Annotated in this window: 20 protein-coding genes; 6 read left to right on the plus strand and 14 right to left on the minus strand. The window is 70.3% G+C overall.

Going from position 1 to position 20,895, the window contains the following annotated elements; all coding sequences use genetic code 11:
• Nucleotides 1–76: 76 nt before the first annotated feature.
• Nucleotides 77–1,645, plus strand: a complete 1,569-nt coding sequence (locus tag AV521_RS35150) for a CocE/NonD family hydrolase (RefSeq protein ID WP_076094366.1) — start codon at nucleotides 77–79, stop codon at nucleotides 1,643–1,645.
• A 49-nt stretch (nucleotides 1,646–1,694) separates the two neighbouring features.
• On the opposite strand, the gene AV521_RS35155 is transcribed toward AV521_RS35150, so the two are convergent.
• From AV521_RS35155 to AV521_RS52895, 11 genes are all read right to left on the minus strand, one after another.
• Nucleotides 1,695–2,573, minus strand: a complete 879-nt coding sequence (locus tag AV521_RS35155; RefSeq protein WP_076094368.1) for an amino acid ABC transporter permease — start codon at nucleotides 2,571–2,573, stop codon at nucleotides 1,695–1,697.
• Nucleotides 2,570–3,214 carry an amino acid ABC transporter permease gene (locus AV521_RS35160; protein WP_076094370.1) on the minus strand — a complete coding sequence of 215 codons (645 nt, stop codon included), beginning with the start codon at nucleotides 3,212–3,214 and terminating at the stop codon, nucleotides 2,570–2,572. Before AV521_RS35160 ends, AV521_RS35155 begins: the two co-directional genes overlap by 4 nt.
• A gap of 10 nt (nucleotides 3,215–3,224) precedes the next feature.
• A complete protein-coding gene (locus AV521_RS35165; protein ID WP_076094372.1) occupies nucleotides 3,225–4,136 on the minus strand; it encodes a glutamate ABC transporter substrate-binding protein in 912 nt (303 codons plus the stop codon).
• Nucleotides 4,137–4,153: 17 nt separating this feature from the next.
• Nucleotides 4,154–4,897 (minus strand): amino acid ABC transporter ATP-binding protein, encoded by a 744-nt coding sequence (locus tag AV521_RS35170; protein ID WP_076094374.1) that lies wholly within the window; start codon nucleotides 4,895–4,897, stop codon nucleotides 4,154–4,156.
• A 134-nt stretch (nucleotides 4,898–5,031) separates the two neighbouring features.
• Complete coding sequence (locus AV521_RS35175; protein ID WP_076094376.1) at nucleotides 5,032–5,523, minus strand: DUF6278 family protein; 492 nt, start codon at nucleotides 5,521–5,523, stop codon at nucleotides 5,032–5,034.
• 15 nt (nucleotides 5,524–5,538) lie between these two features.
• The gene (locus tag AV521_RS35180; RefSeq protein WP_076094378.1) at nucleotides 5,539–6,318 is read right to left on the minus strand and encodes an exodeoxyribonuclease III; all 780 of its coding nucleotides are present in this window, start codon (nucleotides 6,316–6,318) and stop codon (nucleotides 5,539–5,541) included.
• A 67-nt stretch (nucleotides 6,319–6,385) separates the two neighbouring features.
• On the minus strand, nucleotides 6,386–7,021 hold the full coding sequence (locus AV521_RS35185) for an MBL fold metallo-hydrolase (RefSeq protein ID WP_076094381.1): 636 nt from the start codon (nucleotides 7,019–7,021) through the stop codon (nucleotides 6,386–6,388).
• A 35-nt stretch (nucleotides 7,022–7,056) separates the two neighbouring features.
• The gene (gene pcaC / locus AV521_RS35190; protein ID WP_076094383.1) at nucleotides 7,057–8,346 is read right to left on the minus strand and encodes a 4-carboxymuconolactone decarboxylase; all 1,290 of its coding nucleotides are present in this window, start codon (nucleotides 8,344–8,346) and stop codon (nucleotides 7,057–7,059) included.
• A gap of 201 nt (nucleotides 8,347–8,547) precedes the next feature.
• Entirely contained in the window at nucleotides 8,548–9,534 is a 987-nt protein-coding gene (locus AV521_RS35195) for an MsnO8 family LLM class oxidoreductase (protein WP_076094385.1), read from the minus strand.
• Between the two features lie 287 nt (nucleotides 9,535–9,821).
• Nucleotides 9,822–10,292 (minus strand): cupin domain-containing protein, encoded by a 471-nt coding sequence (locus AV521_RS35200; protein ID WP_076094387.1) that lies wholly within the window; start codon nucleotides 10,290–10,292, stop codon nucleotides 9,822–9,824.
• Between the two features lie 607 nt (nucleotides 10,293–10,899).
• Nucleotides 10,900–11,349, minus strand: a complete 450-nt coding sequence (locus AV521_RS52895; RefSeq protein WP_076094389.1) for a transposase — start codon at nucleotides 11,347–11,349, stop codon at nucleotides 10,900–10,902.
• Nucleotides 11,350–11,632: 283 nt separating this feature from the next.
• On the opposite strand from AV521_RS52895, the gene AV521_RS35210 reads away from it, so the two are divergent.
• Nucleotides 11,633–12,853: a metallophosphoesterase gene (locus AV521_RS35210; protein WP_076094391.1), complete on the plus strand. Its 1,221-nt coding sequence runs from the start codon at nucleotides 11,633–11,635 to the stop codon at nucleotides 12,851–12,853.
• 30 nt (nucleotides 12,854–12,883) lie between these two features.
• Nucleotides 12,884–13,297 carry a hypothetical protein gene (locus tag AV521_RS51440; protein ID WP_256725792.1) on the plus strand — a complete coding sequence of 138 codons (414 nt, stop codon included), beginning with the start codon at nucleotides 12,884–12,886 and terminating at the stop codon, nucleotides 13,295–13,297.
• Between the two features lie 319 nt (nucleotides 13,298–13,616).
• Here AV521_RS51440 and AV521_RS35220 read toward each other — a convergent pair whose 3' ends face one another.
• Nucleotides 13,617–14,105 (minus strand): GNAT family N-acetyltransferase, encoded by a 489-nt coding sequence (locus AV521_RS35220; RefSeq protein ID WP_076094394.1) that lies wholly within the window; start codon nucleotides 14,103–14,105, stop codon nucleotides 13,617–13,619.
• 397 nt (nucleotides 14,106–14,502) lie between these two features.
• Between AV521_RS35220 and AV521_RS35225 the strand changes: the two genes are divergently transcribed.
• Nucleotides 14,503–14,943, plus strand: a complete 441-nt coding sequence (locus tag AV521_RS35225) for a hypothetical protein (protein ID WP_179023618.1) — start codon at nucleotides 14,503–14,505, stop codon at nucleotides 14,941–14,943.
• A 255-nt stretch (nucleotides 14,944–15,198) separates the two neighbouring features.
• Nucleotides 15,199–15,345 carry a hypothetical protein gene (locus AV521_RS52360; protein ID WP_179023620.1) on the plus strand — a complete coding sequence of 49 codons (147 nt, stop codon included), beginning with the start codon at nucleotides 15,199–15,201 and terminating at the stop codon, nucleotides 15,343–15,345.
• Nucleotides 15,346–15,380: 35 nt separating this feature from the next.
• Here the strand turns inward: AV521_RS52360 and AV521_RS35230 are convergent, their stop codons facing one another.
• On the minus strand, nucleotides 15,381–16,082 hold the full coding sequence (locus AV521_RS35230; protein ID WP_143658700.1) for a hypothetical protein: 702 nt from the start codon (nucleotides 16,080–16,082) through the stop codon (nucleotides 15,381–15,383).
• A 163-nt stretch (nucleotides 16,083–16,245) separates the two neighbouring features.
• Here AV521_RS35230 and AV521_RS52900 point away from each other — a divergent pair, with 163 nt between their 5' ends.
• Complete coding sequence (locus tag AV521_RS52900; protein WP_079249547.1) at nucleotides 16,246–17,319, plus strand: BTAD domain-containing putative transcriptional regulator; 1,074 nt, start codon at nucleotides 16,246–16,248, stop codon at nucleotides 17,317–17,319.
• On the opposite strand, the gene AV521_RS35240 is transcribed toward AV521_RS52900, so the two are convergent.
• The gene (locus tag AV521_RS35240; RefSeq protein WP_076094401.1) at nucleotides 17,229–19,856 is read right to left on the minus strand and encodes an MDR family MFS transporter; all 2,628 of its coding nucleotides are present in this window, start codon (nucleotides 19,854–19,856) and stop codon (nucleotides 17,229–17,231) included. The genes AV521_RS52900 and AV521_RS35240 overlap by 91 nt on opposite strands.
• Nucleotides 19,857–20,895 lie beyond the last annotated feature (1,039 nt).

Consider the following 20,895-nt stretch of genomic DNA (forward strand, 5'->3'; position numbering starts at 1 on the left):
CGACGGGTTACTTGCGGTAAGGGGTCAAGGTTACCGTCGGGTCACTTTGCACTGTTGACACGTGAAGGAGTGACCCATGGGACATGGTCGCGCCACTCTGCGCTCCGCAGCCGCCGGAGCCGTCTCGGCCGCGTTGATCGCCGGTACCGTCGTCGGCCTGGCGCCCGCCGCCCAGGCCGCCGCCCCGTCCGTCCGCTTCGTCGACATCACCGGCGACGGCGGCACCGTACTGAAGGCGAACGTCGTCACACCCGCCGGAGCGGACGGCTCGCACCGCTACCCGCTCATCGTGCTGCCCACGAGCTGGTCCCTGCCCCAGGTGGAGTATCTGGCGCAGGCGCAGAAGCTCGCCGACGCCGGCTATGTGGTGCTCACCTACAACGTGCGCGGGTTCTGGCAGTCCGGCGGCCAGATAGAAGTGGCCGGTCCGCCGGACATAGCGGACGCCTCCAAGGTCATCGACTGGGCCCTCGCACACACTCCGGCCGACCCGGCGCACGTCGGCATGGCGGGGGTGTCGTACGGCGCCGGGATCAGTCTGCTCGCCGCCGCGCACGACAAGCGGATCAAGGCCGTGGCGGCGCTCAGCGGCTGGGCGGACCTGGTCGCCTCGATCTACTCGGGCCGCACCCAGCACGTCCAGGCGCTCGGCGTACTGGACGGCGCGGCCACCCTCACCGGCCGGGAGAGCCCCGAACTGCGGGAGATCTTCGACAACCTGTACTCGTCGAACCTGTCCAAGGAACAGGAGATGATCAACTGGGGGCGGAAACGTTCCGCCGCGACCTATGTCGACCAGTTGAACAAGAACGGCGCGGCCGTCATGCTGGCCAACGCCTGGGGCGACACCATCTTCCCGGCGAACCAGTACGCCGACTTCTACCAGAAGCTCAAGGTGCCCAAGCGCCTGGAGCTGCGTCCCGGCGACCACGCGACCGCCGAGCTGACCGGCCTGTTCGGGCTGCCCAACGACGTCTGGACGGACACCGGGCGCTGGTTCGACCACTATCTGAGGGGCGCCGACAACGGCATCGACCGCGAACAGCCGGTCCAGCTGAAGTCCCGTAGCGCGGGGGGATACGAGGGCTACCCGGACTGGAAGTCGATCGCCGCGACCCGCCGGAAGATCGCGCTCGCGGGCTCCACCACCATCCACGCCAATGTCGACTCGGGCGCGGACGGCGGCATCGTGTTCCTCTCCAGCATCCTGGACCAGGTGGCCCAGCTGCCGCCCATGGCCGCCATCCCGCTGCTGCCGCGCCGCTGGGCGGCCGTGTGGCAGTCGGAGCGGTACGGCACCGCCCAGCAGGTGCGCGGCACGGCCACCCTGCACACCACCCTCACCCCGAGCGCGGAGAGCGGCACCCTCGTCGCCTATCTCTACGACGTCGGGCCGCTCGGCCTCGGCAAGCTGGTCAGCCACGCCCCGTACACCTGGCACGGGCGGACGCCCGGCGAGCCGTTCGACGTCGACCTGGACCTGTTCTCCACGGCCTACGACGTTCCCGCCGGGCACCGCCTCGCGGTCGTGGTCGACACGGTCGACCCGCTGTACATCGAGCACAACCCGTCCGGCGCGCAGCTGACCTTCTCCTCGCCCTCGGACGACCCGTCGTACGTGTCCGTCCCCGTGCGCGAGCAGTGATCTCCGGCTGCCGCCGGACGAGCCTGGCCCGTGTGAACTGCCGCCCCTCCTAGGGCTTCGGGGCCATGGGGGGCTCCCCGCCCGGCAGCAGCGCCCCAGGACCGGGTGTGGCGACCGCCACCGCCTCGGTCTTGGGGCTGCGCTGCTCACGGCGGGACACCCAGACGGCGAACCACGAGAGCAGCATGCACATCCCGATGTAGATCGGCGAGATCACCATCACCACAGGGATGAACGGCAAATCGTAGTCGAGGTTGGAGGCGATGAGCTTCCCGGCATGGAGGAACTCCTCGTAGGTGATGAGGTAGCCGAGTGAGGTGTCCTTCAGGGCGACCACCAACTGGCTGATGATGGCGGGCAGCATGGCGCGTACCGCCTGCGGGACGAGGACGTGCGCCATGACCTGCGTCTTGCGCATGCCGAGCGCGAACGCGGCCTCGCGCTGGCCGCGTTCGACGGCGTTCACCCCGGCGCGGAAGACCTCGGCGAGCACCGAGCCGTTGTAGAGGGTGAGTCCGGCGACCAGCGCGGGCAGCGGCTGGACCTTCAGCGCCACGAAGATGAAGAAGATCATCACCAGCACGGGCATGGCACGGAAGAACTCCACGACGAGCGTGGCCAGCCAGCGCACGGGCCGGTGGTCCGACAGCCGGCCGACGGCCAGCAGTCCGCCCAGGGCCAGGGAGAGCGCGGCGGCGATCCCGAAGGCCCTGAGCGTGTTGCCGAGGCCGCGCAGCAGCAGTTCCTGGATGCCCTTGTACTCGAAGGGCATCCACTTGGTGTACGTGAACTGCTCGGTGTCGAAGAGGAGATACAGCACCCAGGCGGTCAGGCCGAGGATGACGGCGACGGCGAGGACGCCGTAGCGGCGGTGCCGCCGCCGGGTGCGGGGTCCGGGGATGTCGTAGAGGGCGGTGGCGTCGGTCATCGGGCGACTCCCCAGGTGCGCTCCAGCACATGGAACAGCGCGCTGATGGCGAGCGTGATGACCAGGTAGCCGAGGGCGATCCAGACGAACGTCCAGACGATGTTGTAGCCGAGTTCGTTGAGGGTCTTGTAGGTGCCGAGGAGTTCGGTGACGCTGAACGCACCCGCGATCGCGGAGTTCTTGGCGAGTGCGATGAGGGTGGAGCCGATCGGCGGGATCACCGAGCGGAAGGCCTGCGGCAGGACGACCAGGTTCAGCGTCTGGCCGAAGGTCATGCCGAGGCTGCGGGCCGCCTCGCCCTGCCCCCTGGGCACGGTGTTGATGCCGGAACGCAGCGCCTCGCAGATGAACGCCGAGGTGTAGCAGCCCAGGGCGAGGATCGCGAACATCTTGAAGGGCAGCACGAGTCCGAACCTCGGCAGTCCGAGCAGCACCGCGAAGAAGAGCAGGGTGAGCGGGGTGTTGCGCAGCACCGTGACCCACACCGTGCCGAAGACGCGCAGCGAGCCGACGGGCGCGACCCGGAAGGACGCCATCACGAAGCCCAGGGCGAGGGCCAACAGGGAGGAGTAGACGGTCAGTTCGACCGTGCCGAGGAAACCCTCCCGGTAGGTGGGGAAGTTGTCTGTCAGTACGTTCATGCCGTCCTCGTCAGCTCGCCGGATAGCGGTCGATCGCGGGCGGGTTCGGGGCGCGCACGCCGGACAGGCCGAGCGTGGCCTCGTACGCCCTCTTCCAGTCGCCGTTCTTCTCCCGGGCCTCCAGGGCGTCGTCGAGGGCGAACCGCAGGGCGCTGTCGGCGTGCGGGACGCCGATGCCGTACGGCTCCTTGGAGAAGGGCCTGCCGACGACCTTGAGTTCGCCGGGGGCCTTGGCCGCGTAGCCGATGAGGATGGCGTCGTCGGTGGTGACCGCGTCGACCTGGTAGGTGAGGAGGTTGTCGACGCAGACGGAGTAGGTGTCGTAGGCGACCGGGACCGCCTTCGGGTAGTCGGTCCTGATGCGCTGGTACGGCGTCGAACCGGCCGCCGAGCAGACGCGTTTGCCGTCGAGGTCCCGGGGGCCGTGGATGTGCTTCTCGTCCCTGCGGACCAGCAGGGACTGTCCGGCCAGGTAGTAGGGGCCGGCGAAGCCGACGAGCTTCTTGCGGTTGGCGTTGATGGTGTAGGTGCCGACGTAGTAGTCGATCTGGCCGTTCTGCAGGGCGGTCTCGCGGTTGGCGGAGGCGATCGTGCGGAAGCGGACCGTCTGCGGCGCGAAGCCGAGGGAGGCGGACATCATCTTGGCGATCTCGATGTCGAAGCCGGAGTAGGTGCCGGTCGCCGGGTCCTTCTCGCCGAGGTAGGGCTGGTCCTCCTTGGCGCCGACGACGAAATAGCCGCGCCGCTTCGCCCGCTTCCAGGTGTCGGACGCGGACAGGGCGTATCCCTGGGCCACCTGATAGTGCGGGAGCCGGTCGGCGGCCGGGCCCTTGCCCGGCGGGCTGCCCTCCTTGCCGCAGGCGGCGGCGAGCAACGCGAGAAGGGCGCAGAGGCCGAAGGGCACACGGGTGGTACGGAACATGGGTCGCACTCCCCCGCTCAGTGTTTGAGGATCTTGGAGAGGAAGTCCTTGGCGCGCTCGCTGCGCGGGTGGGTGAAGAACTCCTCCGGGGCGCGGTCCTCGACGATCCGGCCGTCGGCCATGAAGACGACCCGGTTGGCGGAGGCGCGGGCGAAGCCCATCTCGTGGGTGACGACGACCATGGTCATGCCGTCGCGGGCGAGCTGCCGCATCACCTCCAGCACCTCGTTGATCATCTCCGGGTCGAGGGCGGAGGTGGGCTCGTCGAAGAGCATCGCCTTGGGTTCCATGGCGAGGGCGCGGGCGATGGCCACCCGCTGCTGCTGGCCGCCGGAGAGCTGGGCGGGGTACTTGCCCGCGTGCGCGAGGAGACCGACCCGTTCGAGGAGTTCACGGGATCGGCCGTCGGCCTCGTCCTTGCTGCGTCTTCGTACCTTGACCTGGGCGAGGGAGACGTTCTGGAGGACCGTCTTGTGGGCGAAGAGGTTGAAGGACTGGAAGACCATGCCGACCTCGGCGCGCAGCCGGGCGAGGGCCCTTCCCTCCTCGGGCAGCGGCTGCCCGTCGAGCCTGATGGTGCCGGACTGGATGGTCTCCAGCCGGTTGATCGTCCTGCACAGGGTGGACTTGCCCGACCCCGACGGGCCGATGACCACGACCACCTCTGCCTTGCTCACGGTGAGGTCGATGTCCCTGAGGACGTGCAGCTCTCCGTAGTACTTGTTGACGCCCTGCAGCTCGATCAACGGATCGACGGCCATACGCAGCCCTACTCACTCTCCGCTGTGTCGTGGTTGCCGCAAACTATCCAGAGGGTTGCGGAGTTGAGGGACGACACGCACTTTTCGGGCATAAGCCGTATTTACGCCCAATGGGAGCCGGGCAGGGGGGCGGCTCAGTTCTCGGCGATCTCCGCGTACAGCTGGGACAGCTCGGGAACACCGCTCGCGGCCCAGTCCCGCCCGGCTCCCACGACTTCCATCTCACGGCCGGAGGCCAGTCGTACGACGGGCTCGCCGTCGGGGCGGATCAGCCAGGCGGCGCCGGGCACCGTGCGCACCACGACCGTGCCCAGATACAGCCCCGCGTCGTTGCCCAGTTCGGGCAGGGTCTCGGCGTCGTCGCGCCAGCGCGGGACCAGCTGGTCCAGAGCCTCCAGGGAGGCCGGGGTGTCATCGAGGCGGACGCCCTCCTGGGCCGCCTGAGAGCGGAGCAGTTCGCACTCGGAGAGCAGCGCGGCGACACCCTCGGGGTCGGAGGGGGGCTCCCCCGCGCTCGCATGCTCCCCCGCTCTCGGCTTCGCCCGAGCGGGAGGGGCCCCCGCCTCGGGGGCACCCCCGTCGTCGCCGTTCTTCTTGTGCCGGTGGCCCAGGAACGGAAGGTTCATGGACTCAGCGTGGCATCAGACGTCGAGGTCGACCACCACGGGAGCGTGATCGGAGGCACCCTTGCCCTTGCGCTCCTCGCGGTCGACGTAGGCGTCCTTGACGGCCTTCGCGAACGGTTCGTTCCCGTACACCAGGTCGATGCGCATGCCGCGGTTCTTCGGGAAGCAGAGCTGGCGGTAGTCCCAGTAGGTGAACGGGTGGTCGTACTTCAGGGGGCGGGGCACCACGTCGCCCAGGCCCGCCTCGCGAAGAGAGGCCAGGGCGGCGCGCTCGGCGGGGGTGACATGGGTGGAGCCCTCGAAGGCGGCCACGTCGTAGACGTCGTCGTCCGTCGGCGCCACGTTGTAGTCGCCCATCACGGCGAACGGGCGGCTGCCGGAGGCGTCACCGGCGACGGCCGCCTTCAGGGCTTCGAACCACTGGAGCTTGTACGCGTAGTGCGGGTGCTCCACCTCGCGGCCGTTCGGCACGTACACCGACCAGACGCGGACCGGGCCGCAGGTCGCCGAGAGGGCGCGCGGCTCGGTCACGCCGTCGAAACCGGGGTCGCCGGGCAGGCCCTTGACGACGTCCTCGATGCCGACGCGGGAGAGCACCGCCACGCCGTTCCACCGGCCGGTCGCGTGGACCGCCGACTCATATCCCAGCTCGCGCAGCTGGTCGGACGGGAACTGGTCCTCAGCGACCTTGGCCTCCTGCAGGCAGAGCACATCGGTGCCGCTGCTCTCCAGCCAGGCCAGCAGTCTCGGCAGGCGGGCGGTGATCGAGTTCACGTTCCAGGTAGCGATGCGCATGCCTCACAACCTACCCGGAGGGTGTGACAACCGGTCCCGGCCCGGAGTAAGGCGACCGGCCCCGGGCTCACACCTCGGTGGAGGCCCCCGGGGCCAGCCGCTGGTGGTCCGTGCCGCCGAGGGCGCCGATCTGGCGGTCGTAGATCGGGCGGGCGAGGTCGGTGAGCAGGGCGTCGTGGACGTCGTAGGCGCGCTGCGGCTTCACCTCCCGGACGTAGTCGATGACCTCGGAGATCTTGTTCCATGGGGCCATCACCGGGAGCATCAGCGTCTCCACCGGCCGGCCGGGGACGGTGAGGGCGTCGCCGGGGTGGAAGACCCGGCCGCCGTCGATCAGATAGCCGACGTTGGTGATGCGCGGGATGTCCGGGTGGATCACCGCGTGCAACTCGCCGTGCACCTGCACGTCGAAGCCGGCCGCGGTGAAGGTGTCGCCGTGGCCGACGGTGTGCACCCGGCCCGGGAAGGCCGCCGTGATCCGGTCGGCGACGGACTTCAGCGTCCAGATCCGAGCCGTCGGGTTGTTCTCCATGGCGGCCCGGAGCCGGAACTCGTCGAAGTGGTCCGGGTGCTCGTGCGTGATCAGGATGGCGTCCGCGCCGAGCGCGGCGTCCTCCTCGCTGAACCCTCCGGGGTCGATGACGAGGGTCTGCCCGTCCTTTTCGAGGCGGACGCAGGCATGGGACTTCTTCGTGAGCTTCATGCCGCACCATCCTGCCGCGCGCGGCGGCACGCCGCTCACTCGGCGGGCGTGGTCTCCTCCTGGATGACCTGCCGGGCCACCCGGAACGCGCTGCGCGCGGCCGGCACCCCGCAGTACACGGCCGCCTGCAGCAGCACTTCCTTGATCTCGTCCGGGGTGAGCCCGTTGCGCAGAGCGGCCCGGGTGTGCAGGGCCAGTTCCTCCAGATGGCCGCCCGCGACCAGCGCGGTCAGCGTGATGCAGCTGCGGGTACGGCGGTCCAGGCCCGGCCGGTCCCAGACGTCGCCCCAGGCGTAGCGGGTGATGAACTCCTGGAAGTCCCCGGAGAACCCGTCGGACTGCGCCAGCTCCCCGTCCACGTACGCGTCGCCCAGTACCTCCCGGCGGATCTTGAGCCCGGTCTCGTACCGGTCGGTTCGCACGGCCGGCTGGGCCGGTTCGGCGACCGGAGCTATCTCGGCGCGAGGCACGGGGGCGGGCGCCGCCGCGGGGACCGGCAGCACCGCCGCCGTCGGCAGGACGGTCTGGCCGGTGTCGTAGGGCTGCTGCCAGGCGGTGGAGAAGTGGTGCACCAGGAGGTCGCCGACGGCCGCCGGCTGCTCGACCGGGACCAGGTGGGAGGCGCCGGGGACGACCGCGAGCCGCGCGTCCGGTATGCCCGCGACCAGGGTGCGGGCCTCGGCGGGCCCGGTGACCTGGTCGTCGGAGCCGACGAGCACGAGCGTCGGCGCGCCGACCCGGCCCAGCTCGGCACGTACGTCGAAGGCGGCGAGCGCCTCGCACGCGGCGATGTAGCAGCCCGGGTCGGTGGTGCGGACCATCTGCACCGCCCACTCGGTGATCGCCGGCTGGGCCGCGGCGAACCCGCCGGTGAACCAGCGGTCCGGCGCGGTCCGGGCGATCGGGTCGAGGCCATTGGTGCGGACGATGACCCCGCGCTGCCGGAACTCGTCGGCGGTACCGAACCGGGGCGAGGTGGCGACCAGCGCCAGCGAGGCGAGCCGCTCGGGGTGGCGCAGCGCCAGCTCGATGCCGATCGCGCCGCCCAGCGCGCAGCCCGCGTAGCCGAACCGCTGCACGCCGAGCGAGTCCAGTGTGGCCAGCAGCCGGGTGGTCAGCTCGGCGACGGCACCGGCCGGGTGGGCGGGGGCGCCGCCGTGGCCGGGCAGGTCGAACCGGAAGACCCGCCAGTGCTTGGTCAGCTCCGGGACCTGGCGGTCCCACATGTGCCATGTGGTACCCAGTGAGGGACCCAGGATCAGGACGGGGGCGTCTTCTGGCCCGTCAAAGCGGTATTGCAGGGTGTTCGACGGTGTCTCACTCACGCGTCAGACCCTCTCACGTATCACGACAGCCCCGATGAGCGGGGTCCTGACTGCAGCCGTCTGACCAGGTGGAAGACCTCCCGGGCCGCGTAGCGCTTGAGGCATCGGACGATTTCGCGCCGGGTCTTGCCCTCCTTGATCCGGTACGCGGAGCAGCCCTGGTGGGCGGGTCAGGACGGACGGTTCGGTGCGGCGCGGTTGTCACGGTGCCTTCGTGGCCTCGCAGTGCTTCTTGATGAGGGCGTAGGAGCGCACGCGGGCGTCAAGGTCGTAGACAGGTGTGGTCAGCATGAGTTCATCTGCTCCGGTCTCGGCGGCCAGTTGCGCGAGCCGGCGTACGACGGCCTCGGGCGTCCCGCACGCCTGCTGTGCGCGGAAACCGGCAAGCGCCTGCCGTTCCTCTGCCGTGAAGGGATGGGCGGCGGCATCCGCGGGCGTGGGGAAGGGAATCTCGCTCAGCCCTTTGAGCAGTCCGGCCTTGACGACGTCCATGGGCCCGGCTCGCCACGCCGCTTCCCGCTCCGTCTCAGCGCATATCGCCTCCACGCACACCACAACCCGGGGCTGCTCGCACCAGCGGGACGGGATGAACGCCGCACGGTAGCGCTCCAGCACCGTGAAGGTGTTGTCGGGCCGGATGTGGTGTGCGACGGCGATCGGCAGGCCGAGACGCGCGGCGAGGGCGGCACCTGCGGTACTGGAGCACAGCAGCCATGGCTCCGGCAGCGGGCCGAGTGCCACTTCGTCGACCAGAAAGGACAGGATCGCAGCGACGTCGTCGTGGTACTGCGCGTCCGTCGCCGGTCCGGCTCCGCGGCGCAATTCCCGCGCGGTGGCCTCGTCGAAGGTGCCAGGGCCGCGGCCGATACCCAGGTCGACGCGGTCCGGGTGCAACGCGGCCAGCGTTCCGAACTGCTCCGCCAGCGTGATGGGCGCATGGTTGGGCGCCAGCACTCCGCCCGACCCGAGCCGTATGGCTGAGGTCGAGGCCGCCGCATGAGCGATCAGCACCACCGGTGGAAACGCGCCGATCGCGGGCGAATGGTGGTGCTCGGCGTACCAGATCCGGTGATACCCGAGTAGTTCGAGCCTGCGAGCGAAGGTGGCGGTGTCCCGCAGGGTCTCCACGCCACGGGTCCCTGATTCGACCACCGCGACTTCCAGCGCTGAAATCGGCACATCGATCATGCCGTCAGCATAGGGATCGGTGTGCGCCTCAGGTGCGGTGGTCCGCGCCGCCACGGTGCTCGGGCCGGTGGGTGAGGTCTGTGCGCCAGTTGCCTCCGGTCCGCGATCGCCATACTGGTCGACCGCATCAGTCGCTACGTCCGCCTCGTCCCACTGCCCGACAGGCGCGGCGCCGAAGCCGTCCGTGGACCACCTGTGATCACCGAAGCCACCAGAACGAGAGGCGGCGCGGGGCGTGCCGAGAACGGAGGCGACACTGCGAGGGAGCCCCGCCTCGCTCCGACATGCTAGTAGGAACTGGTCCGGTAACGGCTGCGAAATTCTGCCAGCAGCTCATCGGTCACTTCGGCCCCGGAATTCACCGCGGCATGGACATCACGGAAGTAGTTTTCGTAGCCGGCAGGGGTGTACAGGCACAGGGCGCGTACCGGAGTCGAGCCCGCGTTGCGGAAGCCATGCGGGGTGCCGCGGGTCGCGGCGAGCAGGTGCCCGGAGCCGACCGCTACCTCGCCGTCCCCGGTGTGGAGGGTCAACTCCCCTTCGAGGACGTAGAAGTACTCGTCGTGTCCATCGTGGACGTGCGGTCTGGCGCCGACCACTCCGGGGGCCAGACCGAACTCCTCGAAGGCGAAGCGTCCGCCCGTGTGCCTGCCGGTGAGCCGGAAGAAGTGAGCGACACCGGCAACGTCTATGAGCTCACCGTCCTGAGGGCGTCGCAGCAGTGGACGAGCGGGATTCCGGGACTGGTCGTCGGTCATGAGGGCATTGTGGCCCAGGCGCTGTCTGCTCAGCCGGCGGTCCGGCGGTGGATGGGGTCATCGGGCGGGTACCGACCGTCCTCCTTTGCCTTGTTCGTGGCAGAGGCCGGACTGCTCGTGCTCGCTGTCACTGCGCCCCGGCAACGGCCGGTGACCAGTGGCGTGCCACTCGGCTCCTCCGCAGTCGCCACTCCAACACTCCTGCAGCACCCGTGTTCCGCCCAACTCGTAAGTGGTGCCATGCCCCAGCAGCAAGCGCAGCCGAGACGGGGTGGCGGCGCCAACGGCTCGAAGCGGTGATGGAGCAAGAATTACTGGTGCCAGGTGTGTTCGAGCATGGTGAGCACGTCGAGGACGAGCGCGAGGCTGCGGCCGCCCTGTTCCTGGTAGCCGGTCGCTGCACGCCGTAGCCCGCCAGAGTTTGAGTCCCTCCTGCCGGAGTCGGTGGTTGACTCCGCAAGTGACGGGACCCGGCTGCCGGTTCCTCAATGTTCGGCCCTCGGTGGGGCATGTCCTTGACGCCGGTCTGGGGCCTCGGCGTGTCAGGGGCGGCAATACTCAAACTGGCCGTCGAACGCGGCACGGCAACGAGGCCGTCCCCCGACACTCACCAGGGAGTCACGGCCCATGGATTGGGCCGCGGCACCGATACTTCCTCGATGAGGCATCGGACGATGTCGCGTCGGGTCTTGCCCTTTTCGCTGCGGCGTTCGTAATAGTCCTGGGTGCGCGGGTCGACACGCAGGCGAGTCCGCACGATCCGGTGCAGGGCGGCGTTGGCCTGCCGGTCGCCGCCACGATTGAGGCGGCGGTATTGCCGACTGCCCGAGGAACGCTCGACAGGACTGACCCCGCACAGCGCAGCGAACGACGCCTCATTGCCCAGGCGTTCCGGGTTGTCCGGCTGGCCGATCCGGTGAGCCGGCAGACCCAGCGTGATCCGAGTCGCCTGCAGCACCGACTCCTCGCCGCCCTCCTCGTGACCGCTCGCGTCGGTGAACCGCGCGCAGGTCCGGAAGAGTTCGGCATTGCCCAGTCCGGCCAGTTCTTCCCGCAAGGCGGGGTCAGCAGTGACGAGGACGGACTTGAGCTGGTTGATGGCCTGGGTGCGGGCTTTGACGGCCGACGCCTTCGCAAGCTTCCGGAGCTTCTACGCCTCACCGCTCGAAGCCGGCCACGGCTCCGGTCAGGAGCAGAGTCACCAACCGTGTGAGCCGGGGGCGAACTCGGAGGCCGCCTCGCCGCATGGGGCTGCCCACCATGAGCGTCCCGTCCGACAGGCCCGGGACGGCCGGATACAGTGCGCGCGACGGCAGCCCGGTTGCCCAAGGAGGGGAAGCGTGACCGACACCAGCGAAACCCGATCCGCCGACAGTGCAGCGCACGCGACTCAGCAGAGCCGACTGCACCGTCTGATGCGCTACCTCCCCCTGATCGCCCCCGTCCTGCTGTGGACCGTGCCCTGCTGGCTGCTGCTGCACACCGGCCAGCACTGGCCGCTCCCTGTCACGCTCGCCGGCACCGCGCTGTTCGCCCTCGGCCTGATCGGTATGCCGCTCGCGATGGTGCGCGGCCACGGCCGACGCCAGCAGGACTGGGCGGCGATCGTCGGAGACACCCTCCTGGGCACCATCTGGACCCTGTTCGCCTGGTCCGTCGTGCTCGGCGTCCCGCTGCGGCTCGCCCTGACCGTGACCGGCGTCGGCGACGGCCAGGACCGGGCCCGGATCGTCACCTGGGCGGTCCTCGGCTCAGCCAGCGTGCTGCTCACCTGGGGGTACGCCGAGGCCCGACGGGTACCACGGATACGCCGTCTGGACGTGCAACTTCCGCGCCTGGGGGCCGGGTTGGACGGCACGCGCGTCGTCCTCATCACCGACACCCACTACGGCCCGCTCGACCGCGCCCGCTGGTCGGCGCGGGTCTGCGAGACGGTCAACACGCTGAAGGCCGACCTGGTCTGCCACACCGGAGACATCGCGGACGGCACGGCCGAACGCCGCCGCGCCCAGGCCGCCCCACTCGGCACCGTGCAGGCCACCCGGGCCCGGGTCTACGTCACCGGCAACCACGAGTACTACAGCGAGGCCCAGGGCTGGGTCGACCTGATGGACGAGCTGGGCTGGGAGCCGCTGCGCAACCGTCATCTGCTGCTCGAACGCGGTGGCGACACCCTCGTGGTCGCCGGCGTGGATGACGTCACGGCCGAGTCCTCCGGCCTCGCCGGCCACGGCGCCCACCTCGCCGGAGCCCTGCACGGTACCGACCCCGACCACCCTGTCCTGCTCCTGGCCCACCAGCCCAAGTTCGTCGGCCGGGCGGCAGCAGGCGGCGTCGACCTCCAGCTCTCCGGCCACACCCACGGCGGCCAGATCTGGCCCTTCCACCACCTGGTCCGGATCGACCAGCCCGCCCTCGCCGGCCTCAGCCGCCACGGCACCCGCACCCTCCTCTACACCAGCCGTGGCACCGGCTTCTGGGGCCCTCCCTTCCGCGTCTTCGCCCCGAGCGAGATCACCCTGCTCGTACTCCGCTCCCCGCAACGGCTCCCGACGCCGTAGCGCTGGGCGGGCCGGCGGTTCCGCCTGGAGATGCTGCAGTGTGCCGGCACCCCGAAGACGGGCTACGCGTCCTGCAACGCCCTGCGCGTCACCAGCGGCACCACCGCCTTCCAGGAAGAGCAGGCGGCGAAGAAGGCCATCGCGCCGCAGACCGTCCGGCCGAACGCCGCCGCGGACTCCCCGACCGGCTACGGCCTCAGCGACCTGCAGTCGGCCTACGGCCTGACCCCCGCCTCCTCCGCCAGCGGCTCCGGCAGGACCTTCGCCATCGTCGACGCCTACGACGACCCGAACGCCGGGTCGGACCTGGCCAACACCCACGACGGGCGGGCTCTGATGCCCCTGTCCGGAGCCTCCCGCCGATCCGCTCCACCGCGGGCCGCACCGGCGCCGGCCGGCCAAGCTCCACGGGTCAAGGGCTGTGACTACTTCCACTTGCGCTGATGGCCGCACTGGCAAGGCATCACCCCCTGCAGCACAGCGCTGACGGTGGACTGTGGTCACTTCGTCTCGCAGATCAGGGTTGTGTGAACTACGCAATTACGCGGCCGACCTCGATCCTGTGTGGAACGAGCCGAGGTATACGCATTTCGATGGCCCTGGGAGTGCCGGAGACGAGTGAGGCGCCGGGAGAGGCCGATGGCGCAGGCGATTCCCCCGCCAGGGCAGAGACGACGGCACACACGGAGCGCGAGGCGTCCAGCGGCTCCTGCATGCCGACCACCATGCAGGCGAAGCCGGTGCCCTGCGAACCGGCACCGCGTCATTCCGAAGGAACGCGAAACTCGAATTCGGGACGGTCCCACGGCATGGCGGGCGGGTTCGCGAGCGCGGTCCCGGTCCGCACCGCACCGACGCGGTGGTAGAAGTCCTCGGCGGGAAGATGCGACACGACCTTGACACGGTCGAGCCCGGCAGCACGGGCCTCGGACTGCATGTGCGCGACGAGCAGCCGTCCGATACCACGTCCTTGCGCTTCGTCGGCGACGAACAGCAGGTCCAGCTCCGGTGGAGCGAGGACGAGCGAGTAGAACCCGACGACCCGGCCTCCATACTCGTCGGCGCCGACGGCTACGAAGGCGCGGTGGGCTTCGATGTAATCAGGACCGACCCGGTAGCCCGCCACTGCGGCTTGGTACTTACCCTCGTAGGCGCCTGAGCCACGCACGAGCCGCGTGAGCCGTTTGGCATCCCGCGCGACCGCCCTCCGTATCGTGATCGGCTGGCTGATCGGAGAAGTGCGTGAACTCATCGGGAGAGTATTTCGCACCGGGGAGTGCCTTCCTGCGGCGGGTCGGCTGCCCGGGCAGGCGTTCCCCATGGACGCTGCCCTTGCACAAGGCCCTGACCTGGACATACGCGCCCCCACTGAAACCAGCTGGACGCCCCTGGACGCCTTTTACGACATGTGCCATGTGGTACCCAGTGAGGGACCCAAGATCAGGACGGGGGCGTCTTCTCGCCCGTCGAATCGGTACTGCTGTCCCACGATGCGGCGGCGGCGCGAAGATCCTCATCGTCTGGCTTCACCTGCCGTTTCTCGCTCCGTCGCGGAACTTTCGGCCCGGTGGCGGACGCCCCGGATCAGCGCCGGGGTGAGGCCTATGGCGACGGTCAGGGGCACTGCGGCTGCGGCTGCGGTCGGGGCGATGCCCTGGGCAGGCGAGCATATGGGCTTCGGTCTCGGCGTCGGGGCGCTCGGGGTAGGCCGCCGGGAAGAGCGTGCCGTGCTGCGGTATCCGGTGGTCGAGTTGGGGCGGTGCCACGAAGAGCGCTCGGGCACGCGTCGCGTCGTGCGCGGCCGCCTCAGGGCCGGGCTGCCGTGCTGCGCCGGTACGGCGACGAGGATCGCCCGCGCCCGCCCGCACAACGGCGCGGATGCCGCCCCTTCTGCACGGGCGGGGCCGAACTCCAGCCGCTTGCCGACGGCCCGGCTCGTGCGGTCGACGCCCGATCCGAGCACGGCGACGGTCACACCGGACCCGGTGCCGGGCTTCCAGACGGACTCGGCGTTCATCGGCGCCGAGGCGGTGTCCGGAGAGACCTGGCCCAAGGGCGGCCGCACACACCCCGCATGGCCGCGATGCTGAACGAGCTGATCGCGCGCAAAGGCCGGTGGCCGCCGACAACCTGCTCACCCCGCTCATCGCCGCCCGCGACGTGGAGACCGGCGCGCGGCTCGGCGAGCTTGAACTCGTCGGCATCGCGCTCCTGGTGCCCCGTTCCCCCGCTCTCCACAGCTCCACCGCAGGCTCCCTTCGGCCTCAGGCGCCCGACGCGGCGCGAGCATCTGTCCTTCGGCCACGGACCGCACTACCGCATCGGTGCGGAACTGGCACGGCTGGATGCGCGTATCGGCCCTGCCGACGCTGTTCGACCGGTTCCCCGAGGTGCACCTGGGCGTGCCGGCCGACCAACTGCGGCCCGCCGGCTCCTTCATCGCCAACGCCCGCCGAAGCATCCCCGCCCGGCCCTCGCCTTCCCCGGGCTGAGCCCTGCTGTCTGGCTGTCTGGCTGTCCGTGGAGTTCAACGCCATAACCGTGCCTGGACGTCGTCCACGACAGGAGCGCAGTCGCCCTCGCCAGGGGCTCCGATCAGCGGGTACGGGAAGGGGATGGGCGTGCCGTCGGCCGCGACGGCCCAGGCGACCCCCGGCCTCGGCCGTACGACGGAGACCTGCCGGGCCGGACAGGACGGCGACTCGGGTACCTGGGCCGGGGCTGCGAGCGTGGGGGACGAGCCGTAGACGCAGAAGACGAGGACCGGCGCCAGGGCAGGCATGGGCTGTTCATCGCCTTCGCCGGAGCCTGTCTGTCCTGCTAAGACCGACACCTCGCCCGTCCTCGCGACGGCCGGCGCGACCGGCGGAACGCCCCCGGCAGGTCCCGGCATTCCGGTGGGATCGGCGCAGAGGGACGTGTACTGCTCAGCGGATTCCCGTACGGCCTCGGCGTTCCAGCCGGGTCCGCCCGTCGGGGAGAGCGCAGTGGTGCAGCCGGTGAGGGTGGCGGCCAGCGTCATGCCCGCCGCCAGGAAAGATTTATGCATTCCGTCCGTCTCTCGAATTCCTTGTGCGTAGTGACTGCGGGATTTCACCGCGCCCACGGGCACCCCGATGTGCGTCGCGACATCGCAGTCCCGCAGGACGTTCTCGTGGAGATCCACGGGACGGGCGCCGGCTTCCATCTGCTCGGGGTGCTGCCTGGCCCGCAGGAACATCCCCCGCACGATGTCCTCGGCTCTGCCGAGATCGCCGGTCAGCCTGGCGACCGCACGCAGCAGCCGCGGCGCGTACCGCCGGTGCGGCTTCGCGGGCGGTCCCGGTCGAGGGTGACGCTGGGGACGGCCATCGGACAGTCCCTGGTCGTGTGATCGTGTACGCCGCGCCGTCATGGGGAACGCCGGGTCCAGAGCGAGGAGTTCGGTGCGGTCACCGAGGACGAGAAACGGGCTCGTTTGGGCAGAATCGTTCCGTTGGAGCGATTCTGCGGGCTGCTCCGCGGTGAGCAGCCTCCCGCACACACGGCGCCGGCCCCTGCAGGGGCACATCGCGGCCTTGCGCACAGCCCTCTCGGAATTCGCTCTCACCATCACCACCCACCCGTCCGGGTACCAACTCGCCGGCGGCCCCGAGACGGTGGACTGCCACGCGTTCGGCGCCCTGGTACACAACGCCGAGGCCGGGGCCCGCACGTATAACGAGCCCGCCGCCGCGAGGCTCCGGCGCGCTCTCGACCTGTGGCGCGGCCCCGCCCTCGGCGGGCTGCCGACACCCCCTACGGGACTCGCTCGCCGCCCGGCCCGACGAGTCCCGCCTCCGCGCCGTCGACCTCCGGGCCGAGCAGACGTTGCGGGCCTCCGGTCCCCTGCCGACGGAGTCATCGGCGAGTTGACGGGCTACGCCCGCCGGCATCCGCCGCGCGAGCGCCTCCATGCACCGCTGACGCCGGTGCTCCCTCGCACCGCAGGGCAGGCCAAGACGCTGACCGTGTACGCCGACGGCCCGCACCGACTCAGCGACGAACTCGGCATGCCCCCCGGCCCGGCCATCAGTGAGCTGCATCCGCGCATCCTGCGCGCCGATGCCCGGCCCGGGGGCGGCGACCAAGTACGGCACACGGCGCGACGGGCCCCCTCCCAGCTGCCCGCCGATGTCATGCACTACGACGTCGGCCGGCGTCGTGAGATCGCCCGCCTCATACCGGCCTCACCTCGGACTCCACGTCCTGCGCGGTGGTCGCCCATGACCGGCATGGGCGGGCCGGGCAAGTCGGCCTTCGCCGTGCGCGCGAAAGCCCCGCCGGGGCATTCCGGCGGGGCTTCGTCGTCGTATTCCGGTCGCGAGCACGGTGCGCTCGCGACCGGTCGTGGGCGCTACCGGGACTCGTCCTGGTGGGACAGTTCGAGGTCGAAGCCGGTGACGCTGCTGCCGTCCAGGCGCAGCGAGGCGGCGACCGGGGCGTAGCCGCTGGCGATGACGGTGTACTCGCCGCCGTCCAGGTCGGTGAACCCGTAGGCGCCGTCGGAGCCGGTGATCGTGGTGCCGACCGCGTTGCCGGCCGAGTCCAGCAGGGTGACCTTGGCCTCGTCGAGGGGGTCGCCGGTGGCTGCGGTGACGACGCCGCGGAGCCGGGCGCCCGGTTCGAGGCGGATCTCGCAGGCGTCCATGGCGCCCGGGGTGACGTCGACCGTGAGGGCGGCCGGGCGGTGTCCGGGCGCGTTCACCACGAGCGTGTAGCCGCCGGGGACCAGGTCGGCGAGCGCGAAGGCGCCGTCGACGGCCGAGGTTCCGGAGGACACGACCTCGCCGCGCACATCCGTGGCGACCAGCAGGGCTCCTGCCAGCGCGTGTCCGTCCGCGGCGTCCCGGACCGACCCGGTGAGGGCGACGGTGCCGCTGAGCGCGAGGTCGCACTCGACCGTCTCGTCGCCGACCACCACGGTGACGGCCTGCGGCTGCCGGGCACCGGCGGCGCCGATCAGCACATAGGTGCCGGGGCCGGTGACGGCCAGGTCGTAGCCGCCGTCCTCACCGCTGACGGCGCGGCCGAGCTGCCGTCCGCCCACGTCGATCAAGGTGATCACGGCCTGTGGCACCGGTGCGCCCGCACCGTCCAGCACCCGGCCGCGGACGCCGTGCCGCGGGGCGCCGGGCACGGGAACGAACCGGTCGGCCGGCGGCGCGGCATCGGGCCGGCTCCCGGTGGGCGCCGGTTCGGCGGCGGTGTCCTGCATGGCAGCAAGTTCCGCGGCGGGAGGCTCGGCGGCAGTGGTCGGAGTCGGCTCCGGTGCCGCGCCTCCGTTCTCCTCCGCCGCCCGCGCCTCCAGTCCGGAGACCTGGCGCAGCGGCACCTCCTTGGTCCACACGGCGACCAGGAAGCCCAGGACCATCACGGCGGCCGCGATGAGGAACACGAGTTGCATCGAGTCGGTGAAGCCGGCCTTGAACGGCTGGGCCAGGCGCGGGTCTAGCCGCTGGATGAACGAGGAGTCGTCGAGCACACCCGAGCCGCTGCCGCCGCTAGCCCCGGGGTGCTTGATCATCTCCAGCACCGGCGCGTTCGCGGGGTTGGCGCGCACGGCCGGGTCATGGAGCGCGGCCTGGAAGGCGGGCGTCCCGGCGGCCGACCGGAAGGCCGAGCCGATCTTGTCGCCGACGGTGCTGAACAGCACGGAGAGGAAGATCGCGGTACCGGCGGTGCCGCCCATCTGCCGGAAGAAGGTGGCCGACGCGGTCGCGACGCCCATGTCCTTGGGTTCTACGGCGTTCTGCACGGCCAGGGTCAGGATCTGCATGCATCCGCTGAGGCCGATGCCGAACAGCGCCATGTAGGCCATGGTCTCGGGCAGCGCCGTGTTCCACTGCACCCGGTAGTGGAACAGCAGCATGGCGGCGATGATCAGCAGCGAGCCGATGACCGGGAAGATCTTGTACTTGCCGGTCTTCTGGATGATGCCGCCGACCACGATGGTCCCGGCGATCATCCCGACCATCAACGGCAGCATCAGCAGGCCGGACCTGGTGGGGCTGACGCCCTTCACGATCTGCAGGTACAGCGGGACCATCATCATCCCGCCGAACATGCCCATGCCGATGATCACGGACAGCAGACTCATCTTGCTGAACACCGCGCTGCGGAACAGCCGCATCGGGATCAGGGCCTCCTCGCCCATGGCCCGTTCGACGAGGACCCATGCGATCAGACCGACGACGCCGACCGCGTAACAGGCGTAGGCCTTCGTGGAGGTCCAGCCCCAGGACTGGCCCTGCTCGGCCACGAGCAGCAGCGGCACCACACCGATGGCGATGGTGAGCGCGCCCCACCAGTCGATGCGGTGCTCACGCCGGGTGTGCGGGAGGTTCAGTACCTTGGCGACGACGAACAGCGCGATGATGCCGACCGGCACGTTGACCAGGAACACCCAGCGCCAGCCGGCGATGGCCAGGATGCTGCTACGGCCTGCCAGGAAGCCGCCGATCAGCGGGCCGAGCACGCTGGAGGAGCCGAACATCGCGAGCATGTAGCCCTGGTACCGGGCCCGCTCGCGGGGCGGGACGATGTCACCGATGATCGCCAGCGCCAGGGACATCAGACCGCCCGCGCCGATGCCCTGGAAGGCCCGGAAGGCGGACAGCTCGGTCATCGAGGTGGCGAACGAACAGGCCGCCGAGCCCGCGATGAAGATCGTGATGGCCGCCAGGAAGAAGGGCTTACGGCCGTAGAGGTCGGACAGCTTGCCGTACAGCGGTGTGCTGATGGTGGAGGTGATCAGATACGCGGTGGTGACCCACGCCTGTGCGCTGAGGCCGTGCAGATCGTCCGCGATCGTACGGATCGAGGTGCTGACGATGGTCTGGTCGAGCGCCGCGAGGAACATCCCCAGCATCAGGCCGCTGAGGATCGTCATGATCTGACGGTGCGTCAGCTTACCGTCGGCCGGCGGCGCCGACCCGGATATCACTGCGGTTCCCCCGCGGGCCGGGGATGCGGACGTGGTCATGCGTGCGGATCTCCTTGCCTCGCCTCACCGCCCGGACGCTGCCCGGCTTCGAGGCTCATGTCTGTGCGGTCCACCAGGTCGTCGCCGAGACGCTTCACCCGTCCCCGACGGAGGAGCTTCACCAGCCTCCGGTCGAGGAGCTTGTTCCGCCCCCGATCGACGTGCGAGCCCACGGCTCCCTCTCGGCCTCTCCGATGGCCCGTGCCGATCATCACTTACGTTCCGTTGCTTGCGGCTACCAACTGAGTGTAGATCCTGGCGCGGGCAAGGCTCTATCGCCCCCGTACCGACCACGGAGGCCGACGGCGCACCGTCAGGACATGGCCGACCAGCCGATCACGCCGACCTGGCCGGGCAGTGCGAAACCGAAGCAGTCCGTCTGGCGCTGTTTGTCCATGCCCGAGGAGCAGCAGCTCTGTTTCGTCAGCAGCTGCGGGGGCCGTACACGCGCGCGGAGCGTTACGAGCCGTCGCCGAGACCCACGCCTCTGACTATCCCGCTATCCCGAGAACTCTGATCAACACCCCCGGTGAACACCATGAACAGCGCCATCACGAAGCGGTCCTGCACTGTCTTCGGCACACTCCCGGCCCGCGCCGTGCGCCCCTCCCCTGCCGGCCGCCCGCGCACCGCCCCGGCCCACCACACGCGACCCGCGCAGATCATGCGGCGCTCCTCAGGGGCACCGCGGCGGCCGGCCTCGTGCCTGCAGTCCGTCGTGCCCTCGTACCGTCGGCCCGGGGTCCTTTGTTCGGATCAGGGCTGCAAGGTCCGGTAGCCCGGTAGCGGGCCTAAGGGCCCTGTCGTCAAACTCGTCGTCCGCCCGGAGGACGGGCCCGGCGGCGGCGATGGGAGTGCCGCCACGTGAGCGCAGCCGAGCGTGGGGGAGCGTCGGCGACCGACGGCAACGCGACAGATGTAGGTGGCGGACGCCGCCGGGCTGGGGGCACCTCCCAAGCCCTTGAGGCAGTGGGGGAAGGAGTTTGACGACAATGCCTAGTAGTGCTTGGTCAGGTTGATATCGGTTCTGGCATGTTGC

The organism is Streptomyces sp. IMTB 2501 (genome assembly GCF_001953885.1).
Lineage (GTDB): Bacteria > Actinomycetota > Actinomycetes > Streptomycetales > Streptomycetaceae > Streptomyces.

Excerpts from the sequence above, each read along its gene's own strand:
- AV521_RS35150 (WP_076094366.1), top strand. The coding sequence starts at position 77 with ATGGGACATGGTCGCGCCACTCTGCGCTCCGCAGCCGCCGGAGCCGTC.
- AV521_RS35155 (WP_076094368.1), bottom strand. The coding sequence starts at position 2,573 with ATGACCGACGCCACCGCCCTCTACGACATCCCCGGACCCCGCACCCGG.
- AV521_RS35160 (WP_076094370.1), bottom strand. The coding sequence starts at position 3,214 with ATGAACGTACTGACAGACAACTTCCCCACCTACCGGGAGGGTTTCCTC.
- AV521_RS35165 (WP_076094372.1), bottom strand. The coding sequence starts at position 4,136 with ATGTTCCGTACCACCCGTGTGCCCTTCGGCCTCTGCGCCCTTCTCGCG.
- AV521_RS35170 (WP_076094374.1), bottom strand. The coding sequence starts at position 4,897 with ATGGCCGTCGATCCGTTGATCGAGCTGCAGGGCGTCAACAAGTACTAC.
- AV521_RS35175 (WP_076094376.1), bottom strand. The coding sequence starts at position 5,523 with ATGAACCTTCCGTTCCTGGGCCACCGGCACAAGAAGAACGGCGACGAC.
- AV521_RS35180 (WP_076094378.1), bottom strand. The coding sequence starts at position 6,318 with ATGCGCATCGCTACCTGGAACGTGAACTCGATCACCGCCCGCCTGCCG.
- AV521_RS35185 (WP_076094381.1), bottom strand. The coding sequence starts at position 7,021 with ATGAAGCTCACGAAGAAGTCCCATGCCTGCGTCCGCCTCGAAAAGGAC.
- AV521_RS35195 (WP_076094385.1), bottom strand. The coding sequence starts at position 9,534 with ATGATCGATGTGCCGATTTCAGCGCTGGAAGTCGCGGTGGTCGAATCA.
- AV521_RS35200 (WP_076094387.1), bottom strand. The coding sequence starts at position 10,292 with ATGACCGACGACCAGTCCCGGAATCCCGCTCGTCCACTGCTGCGACGC.
- AV521_RS51440 (WP_256725792.1), top strand. The coding sequence starts at position 12,884 with ATGCTGCAGTGTGCCGGCACCCCGAAGACGGGCTACGCGTCCTGCAAC.
- AV521_RS35220 (WP_076094394.1), bottom strand. The coding sequence starts at position 14,105 with ATGAGTTCACGCACTTCTCCGATCAGCCAGCCGATCACGATACGGAGG.
- AV521_RS35225 (WP_179023618.1), top strand. The coding sequence starts at position 14,503 with ATGCCCTGGGCAGGCGAGCATATGGGCTTCGGTCTCGGCGTCGGGGCG.
- AV521_RS52360 (WP_179023620.1), top strand. The coding sequence starts at position 15,199 with ATGCGCGTATCGGCCCTGCCGACGCTGTTCGACCGGTTCCCCGAGGTG.
- AV521_RS52900 (WP_079249547.1), top strand. The coding sequence starts at position 16,246 with ATGGGGAACGCCGGGTCCAGAGCGAGGAGTTCGGTGCGGTCACCGAGG.
- AV521_RS35240 (WP_076094401.1), bottom strand. The coding sequence starts at position 19,856 with ATGACCACGTCCGCATCCCCGGCCCGCGGGGGAACCGCAGTGATATCC.